Annotated in this window: 20 protein-coding genes and 2 tRNA genes; 6 read left to right on the top strand and 16 right to left on the bottom strand. The window is 64.1% G+C overall.

Annotated features, from left to right (window positions below):
* Window positions 1-11: 11 nt before the first annotated feature.
* From BLS08_RS09695 to BLS08_RS09670, 6 genes are all read right to left on the bottom strand, one after another.
* Window positions 12-953 carry a ribose-phosphate pyrophosphokinase gene (locus tag BLS08_RS09695; RefSeq protein ID WP_003244667.1) on the bottom strand — a complete coding sequence of 314 codons (942 nt, stop codon included), beginning with the start codon at window positions 951-953 and terminating at the stop codon, window positions 12-14.
* A 46-nt stretch (window positions 954-999) separates the two neighbouring features.
* Window positions 1,000-1,074, bottom strand: a tRNA-Gln gene (locus BLS08_RS09690).
* A 56-nt stretch (window positions 1,075-1,130) separates the two neighbouring features.
* Window positions 1,131-1,205 (bottom strand) — tRNA-Gln (locus BLS08_RS09685).
* Window positions 1,206-1,231: 26 nt separating this feature from the next.
* Window positions 1,232-2,107 (bottom strand): 4-(cytidine 5'-diphospho)-2-C-methyl-D-erythritol kinase, encoded by an 876-nt coding sequence (gene ispE, locus BLS08_RS09680; RefSeq protein ID WP_090336423.1) that lies wholly within the window; start codon window positions 2,105-2,107, stop codon window positions 1,232-1,234.
* Window positions 2,108-2,338: 231 nt separating this feature from the next.
* Window positions 2,339-2,956: a lipoprotein insertase outer membrane protein LolB gene (lolB, locus tag BLS08_RS09675; RefSeq protein WP_039964354.1), complete on the bottom strand. Its 618-nt coding sequence runs from the start codon at window positions 2,954-2,956 to the stop codon at window positions 2,339-2,341.
* Entirely contained in the window at window positions 2,953-4,680 is a 1,728-nt protein-coding gene (locus BLS08_RS09670) for a tetratricopeptide repeat protein (protein WP_084341675.1), read from the bottom strand. The genes lolB and BLS08_RS09670 overlap by 4 nt, the downstream gene beginning before the upstream one ends.
* Window positions 4,681-4,889: 209 nt before the next feature.
* Between BLS08_RS09670 and hemA the strand changes: the two genes are divergently transcribed.
* From hemA to BLS08_RS09640, 6 genes are all read left to right on the top strand, one after another.
* Window positions 4,890-6,170 carry a glutamyl-tRNA reductase gene (gene hemA, locus BLS08_RS09665; RefSeq protein WP_074861195.1) on the top strand — a complete coding sequence of 427 codons (1,281 nt, stop codon included), beginning with the start codon at window positions 4,890-4,892 and terminating at the stop codon, window positions 6,168-6,170.
* Complete coding sequence (gene prfA / locus BLS08_RS09660) at window positions 6,167-7,249, top strand: peptide chain release factor 1 (protein ID WP_074861193.1); 1,083 nt, start codon at window positions 6,167-6,169, stop codon at window positions 7,247-7,249. Before hemA ends, prfA begins: the two co-directional genes overlap by 4 nt.
* 40 nt (window positions 7,250-7,289) lie before the next feature.
* Window positions 7,290-8,123, top strand: a complete 834-nt coding sequence (gene prmC / locus BLS08_RS09655; protein WP_090336421.1) for a peptide chain release factor N(5)-glutamine methyltransferase — start codon at window positions 7,290-7,292, stop codon at window positions 8,121-8,123.
* A 4-nt stretch (window positions 8,124-8,127) separates the two neighbouring features.
* Window positions 8,128-8,877 carry a molybdopterin-synthase adenylyltransferase MoeB gene (locus tag BLS08_RS09650; RefSeq protein ID WP_090336450.1) on the top strand — a complete coding sequence of 250 codons (750 nt, stop codon included), beginning with the start codon at window positions 8,128-8,130 and terminating at the stop codon, window positions 8,875-8,877.
* Window positions 8,878-8,910: 33 nt separating this feature from the next.
* The gene (gene murI, locus BLS08_RS09645; protein WP_090336420.1) at window positions 8,911-9,702 is read left to right on the top strand and encodes a glutamate racemase; all 792 of its coding nucleotides are present in this window, start codon (window positions 8,911-8,913) and stop codon (window positions 9,700-9,702) included.
* Window positions 9,703-9,798: 96 nt separating this feature from the next.
* On the top strand, window positions 9,799-10,314 hold the full coding sequence (locus tag BLS08_RS09640; protein WP_017678138.1) for an acyloxyacyl hydrolase: 516 nt from the start codon (window positions 9,799-9,801) through the stop codon (window positions 10,312-10,314).
* 63 nt (window positions 10,315-10,377) lie between these two features.
* Here the strand turns inward: BLS08_RS09640 and BLS08_RS09635 are convergent, their stop codons facing one another.
* The 10 genes from BLS08_RS09635 to BLS08_RS09590 all read right to left on the bottom strand — a co-directional run bounded on the left by BLS08_RS09635 (window position 10,378) and on the right by BLS08_RS09590 (window position 19,300).
* Entirely contained in the window at window positions 10,378-10,689 is a 312-nt protein-coding gene (locus BLS08_RS09635; protein WP_003459516.1) for a YkgJ family cysteine cluster protein, read from the bottom strand.
* Window positions 10,690-10,968: 279 nt separating this feature from the next.
* A complete protein-coding gene (locus tag BLS08_RS09630) occupies window positions 10,969-11,496 on the bottom strand; it encodes a DUF2878 domain-containing protein (RefSeq protein WP_017678136.1) in 528 nt (175 codons plus the stop codon).
* Window positions 11,489-12,763, bottom strand: coding sequence for an SAM-dependent methyltransferase (locus BLS08_RS09625; protein WP_017678135.1), 1,275 nt, complete (start codon window positions 12,761-12,763; stop codon window positions 11,489-11,491). Before BLS08_RS09625 ends, BLS08_RS09630 begins: the two co-directional genes overlap by 8 nt.
* Window positions 12,750-13,550: a DUF1365 domain-containing protein gene (locus BLS08_RS09620; RefSeq protein ID WP_017678134.1), complete on the bottom strand. Its 801-nt coding sequence runs from the start codon at window positions 13,548-13,550 to the stop codon at window positions 12,750-12,752. Before BLS08_RS09620 ends, BLS08_RS09625 begins: the two co-directional genes overlap by 14 nt.
* A complete protein-coding gene (locus BLS08_RS09615) occupies window positions 13,550-14,797 on the bottom strand; it encodes an NAD(P)/FAD-dependent oxidoreductase (RefSeq protein ID WP_017678133.1) in 1,248 nt (415 codons plus the stop codon). Before BLS08_RS09615 ends, BLS08_RS09620 begins: the two co-directional genes overlap by 1 nt.
* Window positions 14,794-15,549 carry an SDR family NAD(P)-dependent oxidoreductase gene (locus BLS08_RS09610; protein WP_017678132.1) on the bottom strand — a complete coding sequence of 252 codons (756 nt, stop codon included), beginning with the start codon at window positions 15,547-15,549 and terminating at the stop codon, window positions 14,794-14,796. The genes BLS08_RS09615 and BLS08_RS09610 overlap by 4 nt, the downstream gene beginning before the upstream one ends.
* Window positions 15,546-15,968 carry a nuclear transport factor 2 family protein gene (locus BLS08_RS09605; protein ID WP_017678131.1) on the bottom strand — a complete coding sequence of 141 codons (423 nt, stop codon included), beginning with the start codon at window positions 15,966-15,968 and terminating at the stop codon, window positions 15,546-15,548. The genes BLS08_RS09610 and BLS08_RS09605 overlap by 4 nt, the downstream gene beginning before the upstream one ends.
* On the bottom strand, window positions 15,965-17,401 hold the full coding sequence (gene phrB, locus BLS08_RS09600) for a deoxyribodipyrimidine photo-lyase (protein WP_017678130.1): 1,437 nt from the start codon (window positions 17,399-17,401) through the stop codon (window positions 15,965-15,967). The genes BLS08_RS09605 and phrB overlap by 4 nt, the downstream gene beginning before the upstream one ends.
* Window positions 17,389-18,345 (bottom strand): MerR family transcriptional regulator, encoded by a 957-nt coding sequence (locus tag BLS08_RS09595; RefSeq protein ID WP_017678129.1) that lies wholly within the window; start codon window positions 18,343-18,345, stop codon window positions 17,389-17,391. The genes phrB and BLS08_RS09595 overlap by 13 nt, the downstream gene beginning before the upstream one ends.
* Window positions 18,346-18,349: 4 nt before the next feature.
* Window positions 18,350-19,300 (bottom strand): YbgA family protein, encoded by a 951-nt coding sequence (locus BLS08_RS09590; RefSeq protein WP_017678128.1) that lies wholly within the window; start codon window positions 19,298-19,300, stop codon window positions 18,350-18,352.
* Window positions 19,301-19,369: the final 69 nt, after the last annotated feature.

The following is a 19,369-nucleotide window of genomic DNA, read 5'->3' as shown; positions in this document are numbered from 1 at the left end:
GCCAGTTCCGCTTAGCGGAACATGGCGCTGATCGATTCTTCGTTGCTGATGCGGCGGACCGCTTCGGCGACGACCGGGGCGATGTCGAGCTGGCGAATACGCGAGCAGGACTGCGCAGCAGCGGACAGCGGGATGGTGTTGGTGACCACCAGCTCGTCCAGGACGGAATTCTCGATGTTCTCGATGGCGCGGCCGGACAGCACCGGGTGGGTGCAGTAGGCGTAGACCTTGGCGGCGCCGCGCTCTTTCAGTGCTTTGGCGGCGTGGCACAGGGTGCCGGCAGTGTCGACCATGTCGTCGACCAGGATGCAGGTACGGCCTTCGACGTCACCGATGATGTGCATCACTTCGGACTGGTTGGCCTTCTCACGACGCTTGTCGATGATCGCCAGGTCGACGCCCAGGCTCTTGGCCACGGCGCGAGCACGTACGACGCCACCGATATCGGGGGAGACGATCATCAGGTTGTCGAAGCGCTGGTCTTCGATGTCGTCGACCAGGACCGGGGAGCCGTAGATGTTGTCCACCGGGATGTCGAAGAAGCCCTGGATCTGGTCAGCGTGCAGGTCGACGGTCAGCACGCGGTCGATACCGACCACGGTGAGCATGTCGGCAACCACTTTGGCGCTGATTGCCACGCGCGCGGAACGCGGACGGCGATCCTGGCGGGCATAACCGAAGTAGGGGATGACTGCAGTGATGCGAGTCGCCGAGGAACGGCGGAAGGCGTCGGCCATCACTACCAGTTCCATCAGGTTGTCGTTGGTGGGTGCACAGGTCGGCTGAATCAGGAAGACGTCCTTACCGCGAACGTTCTCGTTGATTTCGATCATGACTTCGCCGTCGGAGAACTTACCGACCGAAGCATCGCCGAGGGGAATGTGCAGCTGACGAACGATCCGTCGCGCCAGATCGGGGTTTGCGTTCCCCGTGAAGACCATCATCTTGGACACGCGCAGTACCTGCCGGCTGGGGGTATACCTGGATGGGTATGGAAAATGGCAGGGGCGGCTGGATTCGAACCAACGCATGCCAGGATCAAAACCTGGTGCCTTACCGCTTGGCGACGCCCCTATATTCTGTGTTGAATGCTTGTTGACTCGGTTCTCGATGCCTCCCGAGGGAGGTTATGGCAGGGGCGGCTGGATTCGAACCAACGCATGCCAGGATCAAAACCTGGTGCCTTACCGCTTGGCGACGCCCCTGTATCGTATAGCCGAATGCTGAGCATTCACTTCTTGGCCAATGCTTGGAGCCTGCGGTGCAGCATCGAAATGTTGCGACCTTGAGCGACAAAGCTCGGCAAAGTGCCTGGAAGTTGGCGGGCGACTTTATCAGCATCGTCCCTATTTGGGAAGCTCCCAAATATGCAAGCTCCAGTGCCGGTCAATCTAGCTGAAACAAATTTGTTCAACAAGATCAAAGCGTTACGAACTTCAGGGTAACGCTTCTCTACGACCGGCTGGCAGTCGTTTCGACCACCCCCCGCAAGAAGGCTGCGAACTTTAATGGGCGGCGTATCCCGTGTCAACTCGGGCGAGCCGAAAACTTCTGCTGTGCTTACAAAGACTTGCGGTACGGCGACGAGGAACCAGGGTTCGTCCAGTTTTACGGGGGTCAGGCGCTCGCCAACGCCCTCGGCGAAGGCGGCGTGGCCGCGCACGAATACCGGCACGTCGGCGCCGAGGGCCAGGCCCAGTTCGGCCAGACGATCTTCGCCCAGTTGGGTGCTCCACAGGTGGTCGAGGCCGAGCAGGGTAGTGGCGGCATCCGAGCTGCCGCCGCCGATGCCGCCGCCCATGGGCAGGCGTTTGTCCAGCCAGATATCGGCGCCCAGTAGGGTGCCGCTGGCTGCCTGCAACCTTTTGGCCGCACGCACGATCAGGTTGCTGTCATGTGGCACGCCGTCGATGGGTGTATGCAGGCGGATTTCGCCATCCTGGCGAACGCTGAAGCCGAGTTCGTCGCCGTGGTCGAGAAACTGAAACAGGGTCTGCAGCTCGTGATAGCCGTCGGCGCGGCGGCCGAGGATATGCAGCATCAGGTTGAGCTTGGCGGGGGCGGGCAGGATCAGTTCGGCGTGGCTGGGGATGGTGGTGTTGGTCATGGAGTGCGCTGAAGAGTCGTGTTAGGGGCTTGCCTCCCCTCTCCCGCTTGCGGGAAAGGGGCGGGGGAGAGGGGCGGCAAATCACCCTCTCCCCGGCCCTCTCCCATAAATGGGAGAGGAAGTGGTTCGCGGAAGTAGCAGGCCGCGTGGCCTATCCACGCGGCTGCGTGCTATGGGCGGCGCTGGGCAAGCTGTCGCGGCTGAAGCCCCTCCCACAGAGAATGTGGTCGCTTACTGCCCCAACTGACGCGGCTGCCAGTCCTTGATCACCAGGGTCACTTCCAGGTCCTGGCCGTAGAGCTTCAGGCGCTCCGGCAGGGCGTAGCCGTTCTGCTCGGTGTAGCGCTGGTATTCGACCTGCCAGCCGTCCTGTTCCAGCTGCGCCAGGTGGCTTTGCTCATCGAGTGTAATGCGGCTGCGGCTTTCCGGGGCGGGCAGGCCGCGAATCCACCAGAGCAGGTTGGACACCGGCAGGTCCAGGCGCAGTTGCTCTTGCAGCAGGGCTTCCGGCGATTCGGCGCGGAAACGACCGCGGTTGGATACTTCCAGCAGGATGTCGCCCGGGCGGCCGGTCAGGCGGGCGGCGCCGCCACCCAGCGGGCCGGACAGGCGAATGTCGTAGTAATCCTGGCGCTGCAGCCAGAACAGGGTGGCGCTACCGGAATCCTGCGGGGCGCGGATGCCGATCTTGCCGTTGATCTGCCAGCCGTCGAGCTGAGTGATCTGCTCTTTGTGGGCTTTCCACTGGGCCGGGTCGCCCTGGCCTTCCAGCGCTTCGTGCGAGGTGAGGCCGGCGCAGCCGGCGAGCAGGGCGATAAGGCTGAATACGAGTAGGTGACGAAGCATCAAAGAGTCTCGGAACCGGTCAGGCGCAACAGCGTGTCACGCAGAATGGGGCTGTCGGGCGTTGCGCTGAGGGCGTCGCGCCAGACGCGTCGGGCGTCGCGCTGCTTGCCTTGGGCCCAGAGCACTTCGCCGAGGTGGGCGGCCACTTCGTGGTCGGGGAATTTCTCCAGGGCCTGGCGCAGCAGGCGCTCGGCCTCGTCGAGGTTGCCCTGGCGATAGTTGACCCAGCCGAGGCTGTCGAGAATCGCCGGGTCGTCCGGGTTGAGCTGGTGCGCTTTCTCGATCAGCTCGCGCGCTTCTTCATAGCGCGTGGTGCGGTCGGCCAGGGTGTAGCCGAGGGCGTTGAGCGCCATGGCGTGTTCCGGCTCGCGCTGGATGATATAGCGTAGGTCGGTTTCCAGCTGGGCCAGGTCATCGCGCTTTTCCGCGAGCATGGCGCGGGTATAAAGCAGGTTCAGGTCGTTGGGGTACTGTTCCAGCCCTTCGTTGATCACCTTCCAGGCTGCCTCGACCTGGCGGTGATTGCTCAGGCCTTCGGCTTCGATCAGGTACAGCTGGATGGCGTAATCGGGCTGTGCGCTGCGTGCCTGGGCCAGGCGTGCGCTGGCTTCTTCATTGCGCTGTTGGGCGAACAGCAGTTCGGCCTGGCGTTGCTGGGCCGGCAGATAGTCGTTGCTCGGGCCGACCAGGGCGTATTCCTGCAGAGCTCTGTCGTTGTCGCTCAGCGCTTCGTAAGCGCGGCCGAGGTTGTAGTGCGCGGCATCGACATGGCTGCGGCGTTCGACCAGCTCTTCGAGGTAGACGATGGCTTCTTCCCAGGCTTCAGCTTCCAGGCACACCAGCGCCAGGGAGAAACGCAGGTCGTCGTCGTTGGGGTTTTCCTGCACCAGCTTGGCGAACTCGCCCTTGGCGTCGTCGAGGCGATCCTGCTCGACCAGCAGGCGCGCATAGGTCAGGCGCAGGCGTTTGTCGTCGGGGTTGTTGCGGATGCCTTTCTGCAGGATCGGCATGGCCTCTTTGCCACGGCCGAGGCTCTGCAGCAGGCGGGCGCGCAGCAGGATCGGCGATACCTCGTTGCTGCTCGCCGCGCTGTCTTCGAGCAGCTTCAGTGCCTCTTCGGCGCGGCCGTCCTGTTGCAGGAGGATGGCCTTGCCGAACAGCAGCTGGCTGTTGTCCGGGTTCTTGCTCAGCAGGCGATCGAAGCCCTGCAGCAGGCCGGCGCGGGTATCCGGGTCGGTTTCTGCGGCGGACAGGGCGAGGAAGTCGAAGTGGGTATCGCCCTGGCGCTGCAGCACCTGCTCCATATAGGTCATGGATTCGTCGTAACGGCCAGCGCGGGCCAGCTGCACGGCGGCGGCGCGTTGGGCGTCGATGTTGCTTGGCGCGCTCCTGGCCCAGATCAGTGCGCTGTCGAGCGCGGCCTGTTCGGCGCCGAGGTACTCGGCAATGCGGAAGGCGCGTTCGGCAACACCGGCATCGCCAGTGGCGTTGGCCTGCTGCACGTAGTTGCTGAGGGCGATGTCGAAGCGATTGCGCTGCCCGGCCAGCTCGGCAGTGAGCAGGGCGAACAGGGTTTCCTCGCTGAAGGAGCCGTATTCGCTCGGTTCCAGCTGGGTGGTCTGATCGGCTTCCTGTACCGGCGGCGTACCGTCCGGCTCGCTGGGGGCGAAGGTTTGGCAGCCGCTGAGGAAGGCGAATGCAGTGAGCAACGCGAGGGGTCTGTTCATAGTGCCTTGTCGTGCGTTATTCCGGGGCGGGGGCCGTGCTGGCGCGTGCCCTGCGACGTTCGCGGCATCATGACACAAGCCTTGGAGCAAGCCCACTGGCCAGGACGATGCGGCGAACTGTCTATTGGGACAATAGGTCGCGGGAGTTGTTCTCTCGGGGGCGAAGTAGGACAATTGCCGGCTCCCGTATTGCCCCTCAGCGACCCTGCATGGCCTTTATCGCCCTCGGTATCAACCACAAGACCGCCTCGGTAGAGGTGCGCGAGCGCGTTGCTTTCACCCCGGAGCAACTGGTCGAGGCGTTGCAGCAGCTGTGTCGGCTGACACCCAGCCGCGAGGCAGCGATCCTCTCTACCTGCAACCGCAGCGAGTTGTACCTGGAGCAAGATCAACTGAGCAGCGATGAAGTGCTGCAGTGGCTGGCCGACTATCATCGCCTGAGTGTCGCCGAATTGCGCGCCTGCGCCTACGTGTACAGCGAGGAGGACGCGGTTCGGCACATGATGCGCGTCGCCTGCGGGCTTGACTCGATGGTGCTGGGCGAGCCGCAGATTCTCGGCCAGCTCAAGTCCGCCTACGCCGTGGCGCGTGAGGCCGGCACCGTCGGACCGTTGCTCGGCCGTCTGTTCCAGGCCACCTTCAGCACTGCCAAGACGGTGCGCACCGATACCGCCATCGGTGAAAACCCGGTGTCCGTGGCCTTCGCTGCCGTGAGCCTGGCCAAGCAGATCTTCGCCGACCTGCACCGCAGCCAGGCGCTGCTGATCGGCGCCGGCGAAACCATCAGCCTGGTCGCCCGCCACCTGCATGATCAGGGCATCAAGCGCATCGTCGTCGCTAACCGCACCCTGGAGCGCGCCAGCCAGTTGGCCGAGCAGTTCGGCGCGCATGCGGTGCTGCTGTCGGACATCCCCGATGAGCTGGCGCACAGCGATATCGTCATCAGCTCCACCGCCAGCCAGTTGCCGATTCTCGGCAAGGGGGCGGTGGAAAGCGCGCTGAAAAAACGCAGGCACAAGCCGATCTTCATGGTCGACATCGCCGTGCCGCGTGATATCGAGCCACAGGTGGGCGAGCTGGACGACGTTTACCTCTATACCGTCGACGACCTGCACGAGGTCATCGAGGAAAACCTCAAGAGCCGCCAGGGCGCCGCGCAGGCAGCCGAGGAGCTGGTGGCAGCCGGTACCGACGATTTCATGCTGCGCCTGCGCGAGCTGGCCGCAGTCGATGTGCTCAAGGCCTATCGCCAGCAGGCCGAGCGTCTGCGCGACGAGGAACTGGCCAAGGCGCAGCGCATGCTGGCCAACGGCAGCAATCCCGAAGATGTGCTGGCGCAACTGGCCCGTGGCCTGACCAACAAGCTGCTGCACGCACCCAGCGTACGCATGAAGAAACTCACCGCCGAGGGGCGCGTCGATGCGCTCAGCCTGGCCCAGGAATTGTTCGCTCTCGACGAGAGCGCGCCGCAGGACAAAGGTCTGCAATGAAAGCTTCACTGTTGAACAAGCTGGACAACCTCAGCGACCGCTTCGAGGAACTGACGGCGCTGCTCGGCGATGCCGAGGTGATTTCCAAGCAGACGCAGTTTCGCGCCTATTCCAAGGAATACGCCGAGATCGAGCCGGTGATTGCCACCTTCCGCGAGCTGCGCAAGGTACAGAGCGACCTCGAAGGCGCTCAGGCGCTGCTCAAGGACAGCGACGCGGACATGCGCGAGATGGCCGAAGAGGAAGTGGCCCAGGCCAAGGAAGCGCTGGTCACCCTGGAAGACAAGCTGCAGCGCATGCTGCTGCCGAAAGACCCCAACGACGGCCGCAACGTCTATCTGGAAATCCGCGCCGGCACCGGCGGTGACGAGGCGGCGATCTTCTCCGGCGATCTGTTCCGCATGTACTCGCGCTATGCCGAGAGGCAGGGTTGGCGCGTCGAGGTGCTGTCGGCCAACGAAGGCGAGCACGGCGGTTTCAAGGAAGTGATCGCCCGTGTCGAGGGCGACAACGTCTACGCCAAGCTCAAGTTCGAGTCCGGTGCTCATCGCGTGCAGCGCGTGCCAGAAACCGAATCCCAGGGCCGCATCCACACCTCCGCCTGCACTGTGGCGGTATTGCCGGAGCCGGACGAGCAGGCGGCCATCGAGATCAACCCGGCCGATTTGCGCGTAGACACCTACCGCTCATCCGGCGCCGGTGGCCAGCACGTCAACACCACCGACTCGGCGATCCGCATCACCCACATTCCCACCGGCACCGTGGTGGAATGTCAGGAAGAACGCTCGCAGCACAAGAACCGCGCCAAGGCCATGGCCTGGTTGGCGGCCAAGCTGCAGGACCAGCAGGAAGCGGCGGCGCACAAGGAAATCTCCGAAACGCGCAAGCTGCTGGTGGGCTCGGGCGACCGCTCCGAGCGCATCCGCACCTACAACTTCCCGCAGGGCCGGGTGACCGACCACCGCATTAACCTGACCCTGTATTCGCTGAACGACGTGATCGCAGGCGGCGTCGACGCCATCATCGAGCCGCTGCTGGCCGAGTACCAGGCCGACCAGTTGGCGGCGTTGGGCGATTAAGTGCAGCGGTGCGCATGGCTGGCGCCGCTACGAGAACGACATGGCCACCATTGAATCCCTGCTTAACAGCGCCGACCTGCCCGACTCGCCCACGCCGCGGCTGGACGCCGAGCTGCTGTTGGCGGCCGCGCTGAACAAGCCGCGCAGTTACCTGCGTACCTGGCCGGAGCGCGAGCTGGATGACGAGCAACTGGCCCTGTTTCAGAACCACCTGCAACGCCGTCGTCAGGGCGAGCCAGTCGCTTATATCCTCGGTCATCAGGGCTTCTGGAGCCTCGATCTGGAAGTGGCGCCACATACCCTGATTCCACGTCCGGACACCGAACTGCTGGTGGAAACCGCGCTCGAACTGCTGCCGGCCACGCCGCTGGCTGTACTCGATCTGGGCACCGGCACCGGCGCCATCGCCCTGGCCCTGGCCAGCGAGCGTCCGGCCTGGCAGGTGACCGGCGTGGATCGCGTCGAGGACGCCGTGGCCCTGGCTGAGCGCAACCGTCAGCGCCTGCAACTTGGTAACGCAGCGTTCTTGCATAGCCACTGGTTCTCTGCACTGAGCGGACAGCGTTATGGCCTGATCCTGAGCAACCCACCCTATATCCGCGCTGACGACCAGCATCTCGAACAGGGTGATGTGCGTTTCGAACCGAGCAGCGCTCTGATCGCCGGCAGCGACGGGCTGGACGATATTCGTGTGATCATCCAGGCCGCGCCGCAGCACCTGCTGTCCGGTGGCTGGCTGCTGCTGGAGCATGGCTTCGATCAGGCCGAGGCCGTGCGCAGCTTGCTCAGCGAGGGCGGCTTCGTCGAGGTCAATAGTCGGCGTGACCTGGGTGGTCATGAGCGCATCAGTTTGGGACGTTTCGACCGTGAGTGATCAGATGCTGAGCGATGATGAGCTGCTGCGTTACAGCCGGCAGATCCTGCTGAAACAGATCGATGTGCAAGGCCAACTGCGCCTCAAACAGGGCCGTGTATTGATCGTCGGTATGGGCGGGCTGGGCTCGCCGGTGGCGCTGTATCTGGCGGCCGCTGGCGTCGGTGAGTTGCACCTGGCGGACTTCGATACGGTGGACCTGACCAACCTGCAGCGGCAGATCGCCCACGACACCGCCAGCATCGGTCAGGCTAAGGTGGATTCGGCCATGGCGCGGCTGGGGGCGATCAATCCGCAGATCACACTGGTGCCGCATCGGCAGGCGTTGGACGTCGACTCGCTGGCCGCCGCCGTGAGCTCCGTCGACCTGGTGCTGGACTGCTCGGACAATTTCTCCACCCGCGAGGCGGTCAATGCTGCCTGCGTCGCGGCGGGCAAGCCGCTGGTCTCCGGGGCGGCGATCCGCCTGGAAGGCCAGCTCTCGGTGTTCGATCCGCGCAACGCCGCCAGCCCTTGCTATCACTGCCTGTATGGCCACGGCAGCGAGGCCGAGCTGACCTGCAGCGAGGCCGGCGTGGTCGGCCCGCTGGTGGGGCTGGTCGGTAGCCTGCAGGCACTGGAGGCGCTCAAGCTGCTGGCCGGTTTCGGTGAGCCGCTGGTAGGCCGTCTGCTGCTGATCGACGCGCTGGGTACGCGTTTTCGCGAGTTGCGGGTCAAGCGTGATCCGGTTTGCGAGGTGTGCGGTGGGCGCTAACGATAGGCTGCGTAGCCGTGGGGATGATTTGAAATGAGTCAGTCGCAGGCGCCGATTGGCGTGTTCGATTCCGGCGTCGGCGGCCTGTCGGTGCTGCGTGAGATTCGCCAACTGCTGCCCAACGAGTCGCTGCTTTACGTCGCCGACAGCGGTCATGTGCCTTATGGCGAAAAAAGCCCGGAATACATTCGCGAACGCTGCGTGCTGATCACCGAACACTTGCTGGCGCAGGGTGCCAAGGCCCTGGTGCTAGCCTGCAACACGGCGACGGCTGCGGCTGGTGCCGAGTTGCGCGAGCGCTATCCGCACGTGCCCATCGTCGGCATGGAGCCGGCGGTAAAACCGGCGGCGGCGGCGACCCGCAGTGGCGTGGTCGGTGTGCTGGCAACCACCGGTACGCTCAAGAGCGCCAGGTTCGCTGCACTGCTCGATCGCTTCGCCAATGATGTGCGGGTGATCACCCAGCCCTGTCCGGGGTTGGTGGAATGCATCGAGGCCGGCGAGCTGCAGGCACCGGCCACGCGCGAACTGCTGCAAGGTTATGTGGCGCCGCTGTTGGCCGAGGGCTGTGACACGCTGATTCTCGGCTGCACCCACTATCCCTTCCTGCGTCCGCTGCTGGTCGAGCTGGTGCCACCTTCGGTGACCCTCATCGATACCGGCGCGGCAGTGGCGCGGCAGCTGCAGCGTTTGCTCACTCAGCACGACATGCTGGCAACTGCGCCCACTCGGGCCACTCGCTACTGGAGCAGCGGAAACACTGCGCAACTTTGCCGAGTATTGCCGATTTTGTTGAGTGAAACGGCCGAAGTGCTTTCGATATAGTGAATTTTTTTCGGTTTGGGCTTTCTCTGATATCGAATACTTCTATATTTTTGTAACGAGCCTGATAAAAACCTCCCGCTATACAAGGAATGACTCATGAAGAAGTTATATGCCTTTGCCGCAGCTACGGCCCTGACGTTTGGAACCATGGGTGCTGCGCAGGCTGCGGACGTAACCGCGGCTATTGGTCAGAGTGGCGACTCCACCATGGTTTATCGCTTGGGCGCGCAGTGGGACTGGAACCACAGCTGGCTGGAGAGCAGCTATGGACGTCTGACTGGTTACTGGGACCTCGGTTACACCTACTGGGATGGCGACGACACGGCGAGTAACCACAGCGTTTCTTTCGCGCCGGTATTCGTTTACGAGTTCGCCGGGCAGAACGTGCGTCCATACATCGAAGCCGGCATCGGCGTTGCGGCGTTCTCCAGCACCGAGCTGGAGAGCAACGATCTGGGCTCGTCGTTTCAGTTCGAAGACCGTATCGGCGTCGGCCTGCGTTTCGCGGGACAGGAGATTGGTCTGCGTGCCATTCACTATTCCAACGCGGGCCTGAAGAACCCCAATGACGGCGCGGAAGCCTACACCGTGCATTACCGCATGAGCTTCTGAATAAAAAGACCGGGCAAGCCCCGGTCTTTTTCATTGTGCCTCTGGCCTGCGCGGCGCGCTCCGCTAGCGATAGGCCTGAGCGATGCCCCGGCGCTCTTCCAGGCATTCGGCCGCACCCAGCTCGAACTCCCGGCAGATCAGTGGGCGCACCTCGTAGATGGTGCAGCGCATGCTGTTGCGGTCCAGCGCTGCGCACCAGTTGTCGTCCAGGCGACGCATCACTTCGCTGCCCCACTGGTCGGTATCGATCAAATGCTGCGGCACGTCGTTATCGCCGAATAGCATCACTTCCAACTGGCAGCAGCAAGCCGCGCAGGTGCTGCAACTGATCTCGGGTTCGGTTGGCAGTTGGGTATGGGGGATGGTCTGGCTCATGGCGCGGCAGTGTACGCCATGCAGTGGATACGCGGGGCTTGGGCTGACAGGGTGCAGCGGACAGTGCCGTCAGTTCAGCAGGCCGCAAGCCGCTTTTCGTAGGAGCCCCGCCCCGGGGCGAAGCTTTTCGAACCCGAGCCGAAGCGGTTCGCGGCGGGGCGCCGCTCCTACACATGCGGGCATTTGTGCTTTTTGTAGGAGCCCCGCCCCGGGGCGAAGCTTTTCGAACCAGAGCCGAAGCGGTTCGCGGCGAGGCGCCGCTCCTACGGAGGCTATCGGCTAGGCCGAGCGGCGGCTGCGCAGGCTCTGCTCGTATTGCGCACGATAGAGCTTGGCGAAGCCATGCAGTACCGGCATCACCACGGCCCAGACCAGCGCGAAGATCGCCAGGGTTGGCCAGGTACCCAGTGGCAGCGCGACGCCGGCAATCTTGGCGCCGCCGTAGTAGGACAGCGGTGCCGCAACCGCGCCGAGCAGGCTGGCTCGCCACCAGGGCTGGGCAGTCCAGGCCAGACAGTGATTGAGCGTGCTGGCCAGCAACAGCCAGAGCAAGGCCAGCCACAGGGGGATCAGCTGGCGCTCCTCGCCGAAATCGAACACGCCGAGGTTGAGCAGAAAACTGTCCAGTGCACTGCCGGCAAGAAACACGCTGAGCAGCAGTTTGCCTTCGGCCGCCCAACTGCTGACCCACAGCAGGTGCACGCCAATGATCACTGCCACCACCAGCAGCCAGGGGCTGTCGCCAGCAAAGACGCAGACCAGCCAGCCGAGTTGGAACAGGAGGGCATTGGCGATCAGCTTAGGCATCGAAGTTTCCTAACAGAGGCGCAGGGCGTGCGGCCGGTTTGGCCAGCAGCAATTGCGCGGTGCCAATGGTGCGTTCGAGGAAGCCGCCTTCGCAATAGCAGAGGTAGAACTCCCACAGGCGATAGAAGTAATCGTCGTAGCCCAACTGCTCCAGGCGCTGCCGCGCGTGACGCAGGTTGTCGTGCCACAGGCGCAGGGTACGCGCGTAGTGCAGGCCGAAATCTTCCATGTGATGCAGGTTGAAGTCGGTATGCCGGGTGACCACGTCGAGCATCTTCTGCACCGAGGGCAGGGCGCCGCCGGGGAAGATGTAGCGCTGGATGAAGTCCACCGACTTGCAGGCCTGTTCGTAGCGTTGATCACGGATGGTGATGGCCTGCAGCAGCATCAGCCCGTCGGGCTTGAGCAGGCGCGCGCACTGCTCGAAATAGGTGGGCAGGAAGCGATGGCCGACGGCTTCGATCATCTCGATGGAGACCAGCTTGTCGTACTGGCCATCGAGGTCGCGGTAGTCCTCCAGCAGCAGGGTGACGCGATCCTCCAGGCCCAGCTCGCGAATGCGTCGCTCGGTGTGGGCGTGCTGCTCGCGCGACAAGGTGGTGGTGGTCACCCGGCAGCCGTAATGAGTAGCGGCGTAGATGGCCATGCTGCCCCAGCCGGTACCGATCTCCAGCAAGTGGTCCGTAGGCTGCAGTGCAAGTTTCTGGCAGATGCGCTGGAGCTTGTTGAGCTGCGCCTGTTCCAGGCTGTCGTCCTCGTTCGCGAACATGGCTGCCGAATACATCATGGTAGGGTCGAGGAATTGTTCGAACAGGTCATTGCCCAGGTCGTAGTGCGCGGCGATATTGCGGCGCGAGCCCTTGCGGGTGTTGCGATTGAGCCAGTGCAGGCCCTGGATCAGCGGCCTGCCGAGGCGCGCCAGGCCGCCTTCCATGGCGTCCAGCACGTCGAGGTTGGCGACGAAGATGCGGATCACCGCCGTCAGGTCCGGCGTGCTCCAGTAGCCATGGATATAGGCCTCACCCGAGCCGATCGAGCCGTTACCCGCCACCAGGCCCCAGACCGCAGGGTCATGCACCGTGATTTCGGCGCGCAGGCTGGCCTGCGGGTTACCGAAGTGCAGGCTGTCGCCCGCCTCGTGGATCACCAGCAGGCCGTGGTGCAGGCTCTGCAACTGGCGTATCACGGCGCGCCGCAACAGACCGGCGCCAATGCCGTTGCCACTGCGTACCAGACTTCTGGTGGGATTCAGGCTAGAGCTCTTCATGGTGCATGTCCTTCACTTGCGGGCGGGCGACACGGAAGCTGCCTTCCGCGGGCTTGTGGTCGAAAATCGGGATGCGCTTGAACAGCAGGCGCATCGCCTGCCAGTAGATGGCGGCCAGGGTCTTGCCGGTCATCCAGGGGAAACTCAGCAGGTAGCGGTGCAGGCTGGCGCGGTTGAGGCCTTCGCGGTGCAGGCTGAGGCTGGCATCGAACATCTTGGTTTCGCCTTGCCAGTCGGCCATGTGCACGCCAAGGCGTTCGCCCACGGCGCTGAAACTCATACGGTATTGCAGCTCGCGCGGCAGGAAGGGCGAGACGTGAAAGGCCTTATCGACGCTGACTTGATGGCGGCCTTCGCCCTCTGCCGGCAGCACATAGTGATAACGCTCACGCCACGGCGTATTGCTGACTTCACAGAGAATCGCCATCAGGCGCTGGTCGGCGTCATGGCAGTAGAAGATGCTCACTGGATTGAAGGCCAGGCCCCAGCTGCGCGGCTGCGTCAGCACGCAGATGCGACCTTGCGGGCGTGTGCCCAGTGCCTGCTCCACGCGATCGCGCACCGCCTCATGCAGTGCCACGCCCTGGCGGGTGGACTCGGGTAGGTAGTCGCTCTCGCGAAAGGCGAATGGCGCCCAGCGGCCGGAACCGGCCAGCTTTGACAGGGCGAACAGCTGCGCCTGCTCACTCAGGTCGAGGTACAGCAGACCCATGCGATAGCGAAAGGCATGGGCGCGCGGGGCGAAGCGGCGATGCTGCACCCAGCCGCTGTACAGGGCGCTGTGCATCAGAGCGTCTCTCCGAAGGCACGCGCTACGCGCAGTGCGCTGACCACGCCATCTTCATGAAAACCGTTGGCCCAGTAGGCGCCGCAATAGTAGGTGTGCTGCGCGCCGAGCAGCTCTTCCCAGCGCGCCTGGGCGGCGGTACCGGCCAGGCTGTACTGCGGGTGGGCGTACTGGAAGCGCGCGAGGATCTTGCTCGGGTCGATGGCGGCCGTCTGGTTGAGGCTGACGCAGAAGGTGGTATCGCTGTCGATGCCCTGCAGGATGTTCATGTCGTAGGTCACGGCCGCCGGCTGATCGCTTGGTCCGCCCAGGCGATAGTTCCAGCTGGCCCAGGCCAGCTTGCGCTTGGGCAGCAGGCGCGTATCGGTATGCAGCACCACGTCGTTGTTGGCATAGGGCAGGGCGCCGAGAATTTCACTTTCCTTCTCGCTGGCCTGATCGAGCAGGGCCAGGGCCTGGTCGCTGTGGCAGGCGAAGATCACCTTGTCGAAGCGCTCCGCTCCGGCCGCGCTGTGCAGGGTGACGCCATCCTGATCACGGACGACGCGGCTGACCGGGCAATTGAGGCGAATGCGCTCGGCGAAGCTTTCGGTCAAGGGCGCCACATAGCTGCGCGAGCCGCCTTCGATCACCTGCCAGGTCGGCCGGTCGCTGACCGAGAGCAGGCCGTGGTTCTTGCAGAAGCGCACGAAGAACTGCAGCGGGAAACCAAGCATGTCGGCCAGCGACATCGACCAGATGGCCGAGCCCATCGGCACAATGTAATGCTCGATGAAGCGGCGGCCATAGCCGTTGCTGTCGAGGTACTGGCCGAGCGTGGTGTCGGCGCTGATGCGGTTGTTGGCGAGGTCGTCCAGCGACTGGCGATTGAAACGCAGGATGTCGCGCAGCATGCCCCAGAACGCCGGCGACAGCAGGTTGCTGCGTTGGGCGAACAGGGTATTGAGGTCGTGGCCGTTGTACTCCACGCCGGTGGCCGGGTCGCTGACCGAGAAGCTCATCTCGGTGGGCTTGAAGCCGACGCCGATCTGCTCCAGCAGGCGGATGAAGTTGGGGTAGGTCCAGTCGTTGAAGACGATGAAACCGGTATCGATGGCGTAGCTGCGACCGTCCACCTGCACGTCGACGGTGTGGGTATGACCACCGATCCAGTCGCTGGCCTCGAACACCTGAATGTCGTGCTGGCGATTGAGCAGGTAGGCACAGGTCAGGCCGGCGATACCGCTGCCGACGATGGCGATTTTCATGCGTTGTCCTCGTTGCGCGCCAGGCGGCGACCTATGGCCAGTTGCAGGCTGCTGGGCAGGCTGCCGAGCAGTTTCAGCACGGCGATGAAGAGAGTGGGAAAGGCGATCTCGTGCGGGCGCTTGTCCAGACGCTCGGCGATGTATCGCGCGGCGCGTTCGACCGGCCAGCGCATGGGCATCGGGAAGTCGTTCTTCTGCGTCAGCGGGGTGTCGACGAAGCCGGGGCTGACCAGGGTGACGTCGATGCCCTCGCTGGCCAGGTCGATACGCAGTGTCTGCATCAGGTAACGCATGGCGGCCTTGGAGGCACCATAGGCTTCGGCGCGCGGCAGCGGCATGAAGGTCACCGAGCTGCCAACGCCGACCAGGTGTGGGCGCTCGCCCTGGCGCAGCAGGGGCAGGGCGGCTTCGATGCAGTGGCTGGCGGAAAACAGGTTGGCGCTGACCACGCGTTCGATCATCGCCGCCTCGAACTGGCGCACATCGACGTATTCGCAGGTGCCGGCGTTGAGGATCACGCAATCCAGCGCGCCCCATTGTTGAGCGATGCGCTCGCCAATCGCGTGTACCTGCTCGGCGTCGGTCAGATCACCTGGGGCGACCAGCACCTGATCGCCATAGTGAGCAGCGAAGTCCTGCAGTGGGCCACTACTACGCGCGCTCAGCGCCAGCTGATGGCCGGCCTTGAGCAATTCTTCGGCCAGTGCGGCGCCGATGCCGCTGCTGGCGCCAGTGAGCCAGATACGTTTCATGCCAGCCTCCGTTTCAGCCAGGCGATCACGCTACCGAGCAGCGGCAGATGTTCGTAGAGCAGTGCGCCGGCATCGAAATAATCACGGTGTTGATAGACGCGCTCGCGCCAGAGCAGGTGCGAGCAGCCTTCGACGGCGATCTCGGCGCCGCCGCGCAGGCGCGGATGGCGATAGCGCATGGTCCAGCGCAGGTAGCCTTCCCCTTCGGCGACCTGATCGAAGCCGTGAAATTCGAAATGCAGCGCTTCCACATTGGCGTACAGCTCGGCGAAATAGCGGCGTACCGCCGTCAGGCCGTGCACCTCATGCAGCGGGTCACGAAACAGCACGTCGTCGCTGTACAGCTTGCCGAGCAGATCGAGGTTGTCCTTGTTCAGCGCGGCGAAGCGCTCGGCGAAATCGTGAAGAAATGCACTCATGCCGGAACCTCCCGCGCAGACAGGTTCTTGAACGCCGCCAACGCGCGTTCACGCGAGCGTGACAGATCGACGATCGGGCGTGGATAACCGGCGGGCGCGAACAAGCCGCCCAGTGCGGATGGGTCATGAATGTCGCGCTTGTTCAGCCCGGCCAGCTCTGGCACCCACTGGCGAATGAACTGGCCTTCGGGGTCGAACTTCTGCGACTGGCTGATCGGGTTGAAAATGCGGAAGTACGGCGCTGCATCGGTGCCAGTGGAGGCGCTCCATTGCCAGCCGCCGTTGTTCGCCGCCAGGTCGCCATCGATCAGGTGACGCATGAAGAAGCGCTCGCCCTCGCGCCAGTCGATCAGCAGGTTCTTGGTCAGGAACATGGCGACGATCATGCGCAGGCGGTTGTGCATCCAGCCGGTTTCCAGCAGTTGGCGCATGGCCGCATCGATGATCGGCAGGCCGGTGCGGCCCTCTTGCCAGGCGGCCAGGTCTTCCGGGGCGTGGCGCCATGGCACCGCCTCGGTTTCCAGGCGGAAGGCACGGTGGCGCGATACCCGTGGGTAGCCGACCAGTGTGTGCTTGTAGAACTCACGCCAGAGCAGCTCGTTGATCCAGGTGACGACGCCTGGGTTGCCACTGTCGAACTCGCCCTGATTGGCCGCGAGCGCGGCATGTAGGCATTGGCGCGGCGATACGACGCCGGCCGCCAGGTAGGCTGATAACTGGCTGGTGCCAGGCTTGGCGGGGAAGTCGCGTTCGTCCTTGTAGTAGGTGACCTGCTCGTCGCTAAAGCGCTGCAGGCGCTGCAGGGCAGCCTCCTCTCCGGCGGGCCAGAGCAGGCGCAGGCTGGCGCTGGGTGTGGCGAAACCTTCTGTGGTTTCGGGTATCGCCTCACTGTCGATGGCCAGCGGCGTTTGCGCCTTCGGTGGGGTGATCAATGCCGGCAGGGCCGTGTGCAGGCGCTCGTAGCACACCTTGCGGAACTGGCTGTAGACCTGGAAGTAGCCGCCGGAGCGGGTCAGTACGCTGCCAGGTTTGAACAACAGCTGATCGAGGTGGCTGTGCCAGGCGATGGCCTGCTGGCCGAGGTAGGCGCAGACCTGCTGATCGCGCAGGCTTTCGTTGACGCCGTACTCCTCGTTGACGTGCACGGCGCTGATGTCGTGTTCATGGCAGACCTCGGCGACCTGCACCGGCGCCTCGCTCCAGTCGTGGCAGTGGCGTACCAGCAGCGGCACATTGAGCGCCGCCAGGGCCTTGCTCAGCTCCGCCAGGTTGCGCAGCCAGAAGTCCACCTTGCTCGCGGCATCGTCATGGCGCTGCCACTGGCCGGGCGTGACGAGATACAGGGCGATGGTCGCGCCGCTGCTCATGGCGCGGCTCAGGGCGGTGTTGTCCTGGGTGCGCAGGTCGCTGCGAAACCACATCAGTTGCTGCATGGGGTTACCTCTTGGGTGCCGAGCAAGCCATGGCGCAGCAGCCAGGCGTGCGCGGCGAGCGGGTCGCTGGCCGACTCCAGGTCAGTCAGCGAGTCGCGGTGAATGTGAGCGGCGGGGCCGGCGAGCAGCAGCGGCACCCGGCATTGTTCGGCCAGACGGGGTAACTGGCGGCGTACCAGGGCGCCGTCCAGCGCTTCTTCGGCGTACAGCAGCACGGCGCGCGGGGCGATGTGCTCCAGCGCCGTCAGCAGTTCATTGGGCGGCAGCGGCCAATCGAAGACCTCCACCGGACAATCGCTGGCGCTGGCCAGCCAGGCGCACAGCCACAGGCCCGGCTCCATTGGCGCTTCACCGAGGTTGATCAGCAGCAGTGGCGCGCCGCCGACCTGGCGATTGCAGTGATAGATGCGCGTGGCCAGCTTGCTGCGCAGCCAGGAGAGGAAGAACACCTGCTCGGCGCGTGCGCCGAACTGGCCCTGCCAGCGCTGGCGCAGATCACCGAGCAGCGGCCACAGCAGTTGTTCGACCAGGGTGCTGGCCGGGTAGAGCGCCAGTGCCGAGTTGAAGCGATCATCCAGACGTCGCTCGTTGAACTGAACGATGCAGCCGAGCAGCTCGTTGCGCTGACGTGACCAGTTGTCGGTGTGGGTTGCTTGCGGCACCTGCTCGTGGTCGAGCAGCGCCTTGACCTGGCCGACGGCAACGCCGCGAGCTAGCCAGGCGAGAATGGCGTTGATGCGTGCGAGATTGGCCGGTGAATAGAGGCGGTGTCCCTTGGGGGTGCGGTAGGGCACGATCAGCCCGTAGCGGCGCTCCCAGGCGCGCAGGGTCACAGCGTTGATGCCGGTGCTGCGGGCCACCTCGCGAATCGGTAGGTAGCCCTCGTCGAGTGCCTGGCGGTAGTCGTGGCCGACTTCGTCGTCGGCGATGGTTTCGCTGGTCATGGCATCACAGCGCATTGCGCAGGCTGAGTGGCTCGGGGTGCGGCTGCAGATACGCTTGCTCGGCGATGTAGCGATCCGGGTGACGACGGAAGTGGTGCTTGAGCAGCGTCAGCGGCACCACCAGCGGCACGATGCCCTCGCGGTATTGACCGATCAGTTGCTGCATCTCCTGCTTGTCCTCAGGGCTCAGGCTGCGTTTGAGGTAGCCGCTCAGGTGCTGCAGCACGTTGCTGTGGGTGCCACGGGTGGCGCATTTCTTCAGCGCGCTCATCAGCTCGCTGAAATAGCGCGGCGCCAGCTCACCCAGATCGTGCTGGCTCAGGTCGCCTAGCATGCGTCCGAGCGTCTTGTAGCGCACCGGGTCGGTGGCCATCAGCAGGTACTTGTAGCGCGAGTGGAAGGCGATCAGCGCGCGACGCGTCAGGCCTTGCTGCAACAGACGCTGCCATTCGGCGTGGGCATAGACGCGGGTGATGAAGTTCTCGCGCAACACCGGATCATTGAGGCGGCCGTCTTCTTCCACCGGCAGATCCGGATGCCGAGCGCAGAAGGCAGCAGCGAAGATGCCGCGCCCCGGCTCGCTCGGGCGTCCGCCTTCCTGATACACCTTGACCCGTTCCAGGCCGCAGGACGGTGACTGCTGCATGAAGATGTAGCCGCTGATGCCCTGCAGTTCAGTGGCCATGCGTTCGCCATAAGCGGCCAGGGCATCGGTGACGTCTCGCGAGCGGTCGACGGTGCCGACGGCGCGCGGCGCTTGTGGATCGCCGACCAGGCGAATCGGCTCCCGAGGGATCGACATGCCGATGCCGACTTCGGGACAGACCGGGATGAAATCGAAGTGTTCGGTCAGGCTGCGGCTGCACAGGCGTGACAGCTTGTGGCCGCCGTTGTAGCGGACTTCGGCGCCCAGCAGGCAGGCGCTGATGCCCAGTTTGGCTTTGCTCGCTTGCATAACCTGACCTCATTAGACCTTGTACATGAAGTGATCCATGTACAACTTGTGTCTATCATAGGTGCGCAG

The organism is Ectopseudomonas chengduensis, assembly GCF_900102635.1.
GTDB lineage: Bacteria > Pseudomonadota > Gammaproteobacteria > Pseudomonadales > Pseudomonadaceae > Aquipseudomonas > Aquipseudomonas chengduensis.
The sequence above is the reverse complement of the archived record's forward strand: the minus strand, read 5'-3'. Positions and strand labels throughout refer to the sequence as shown.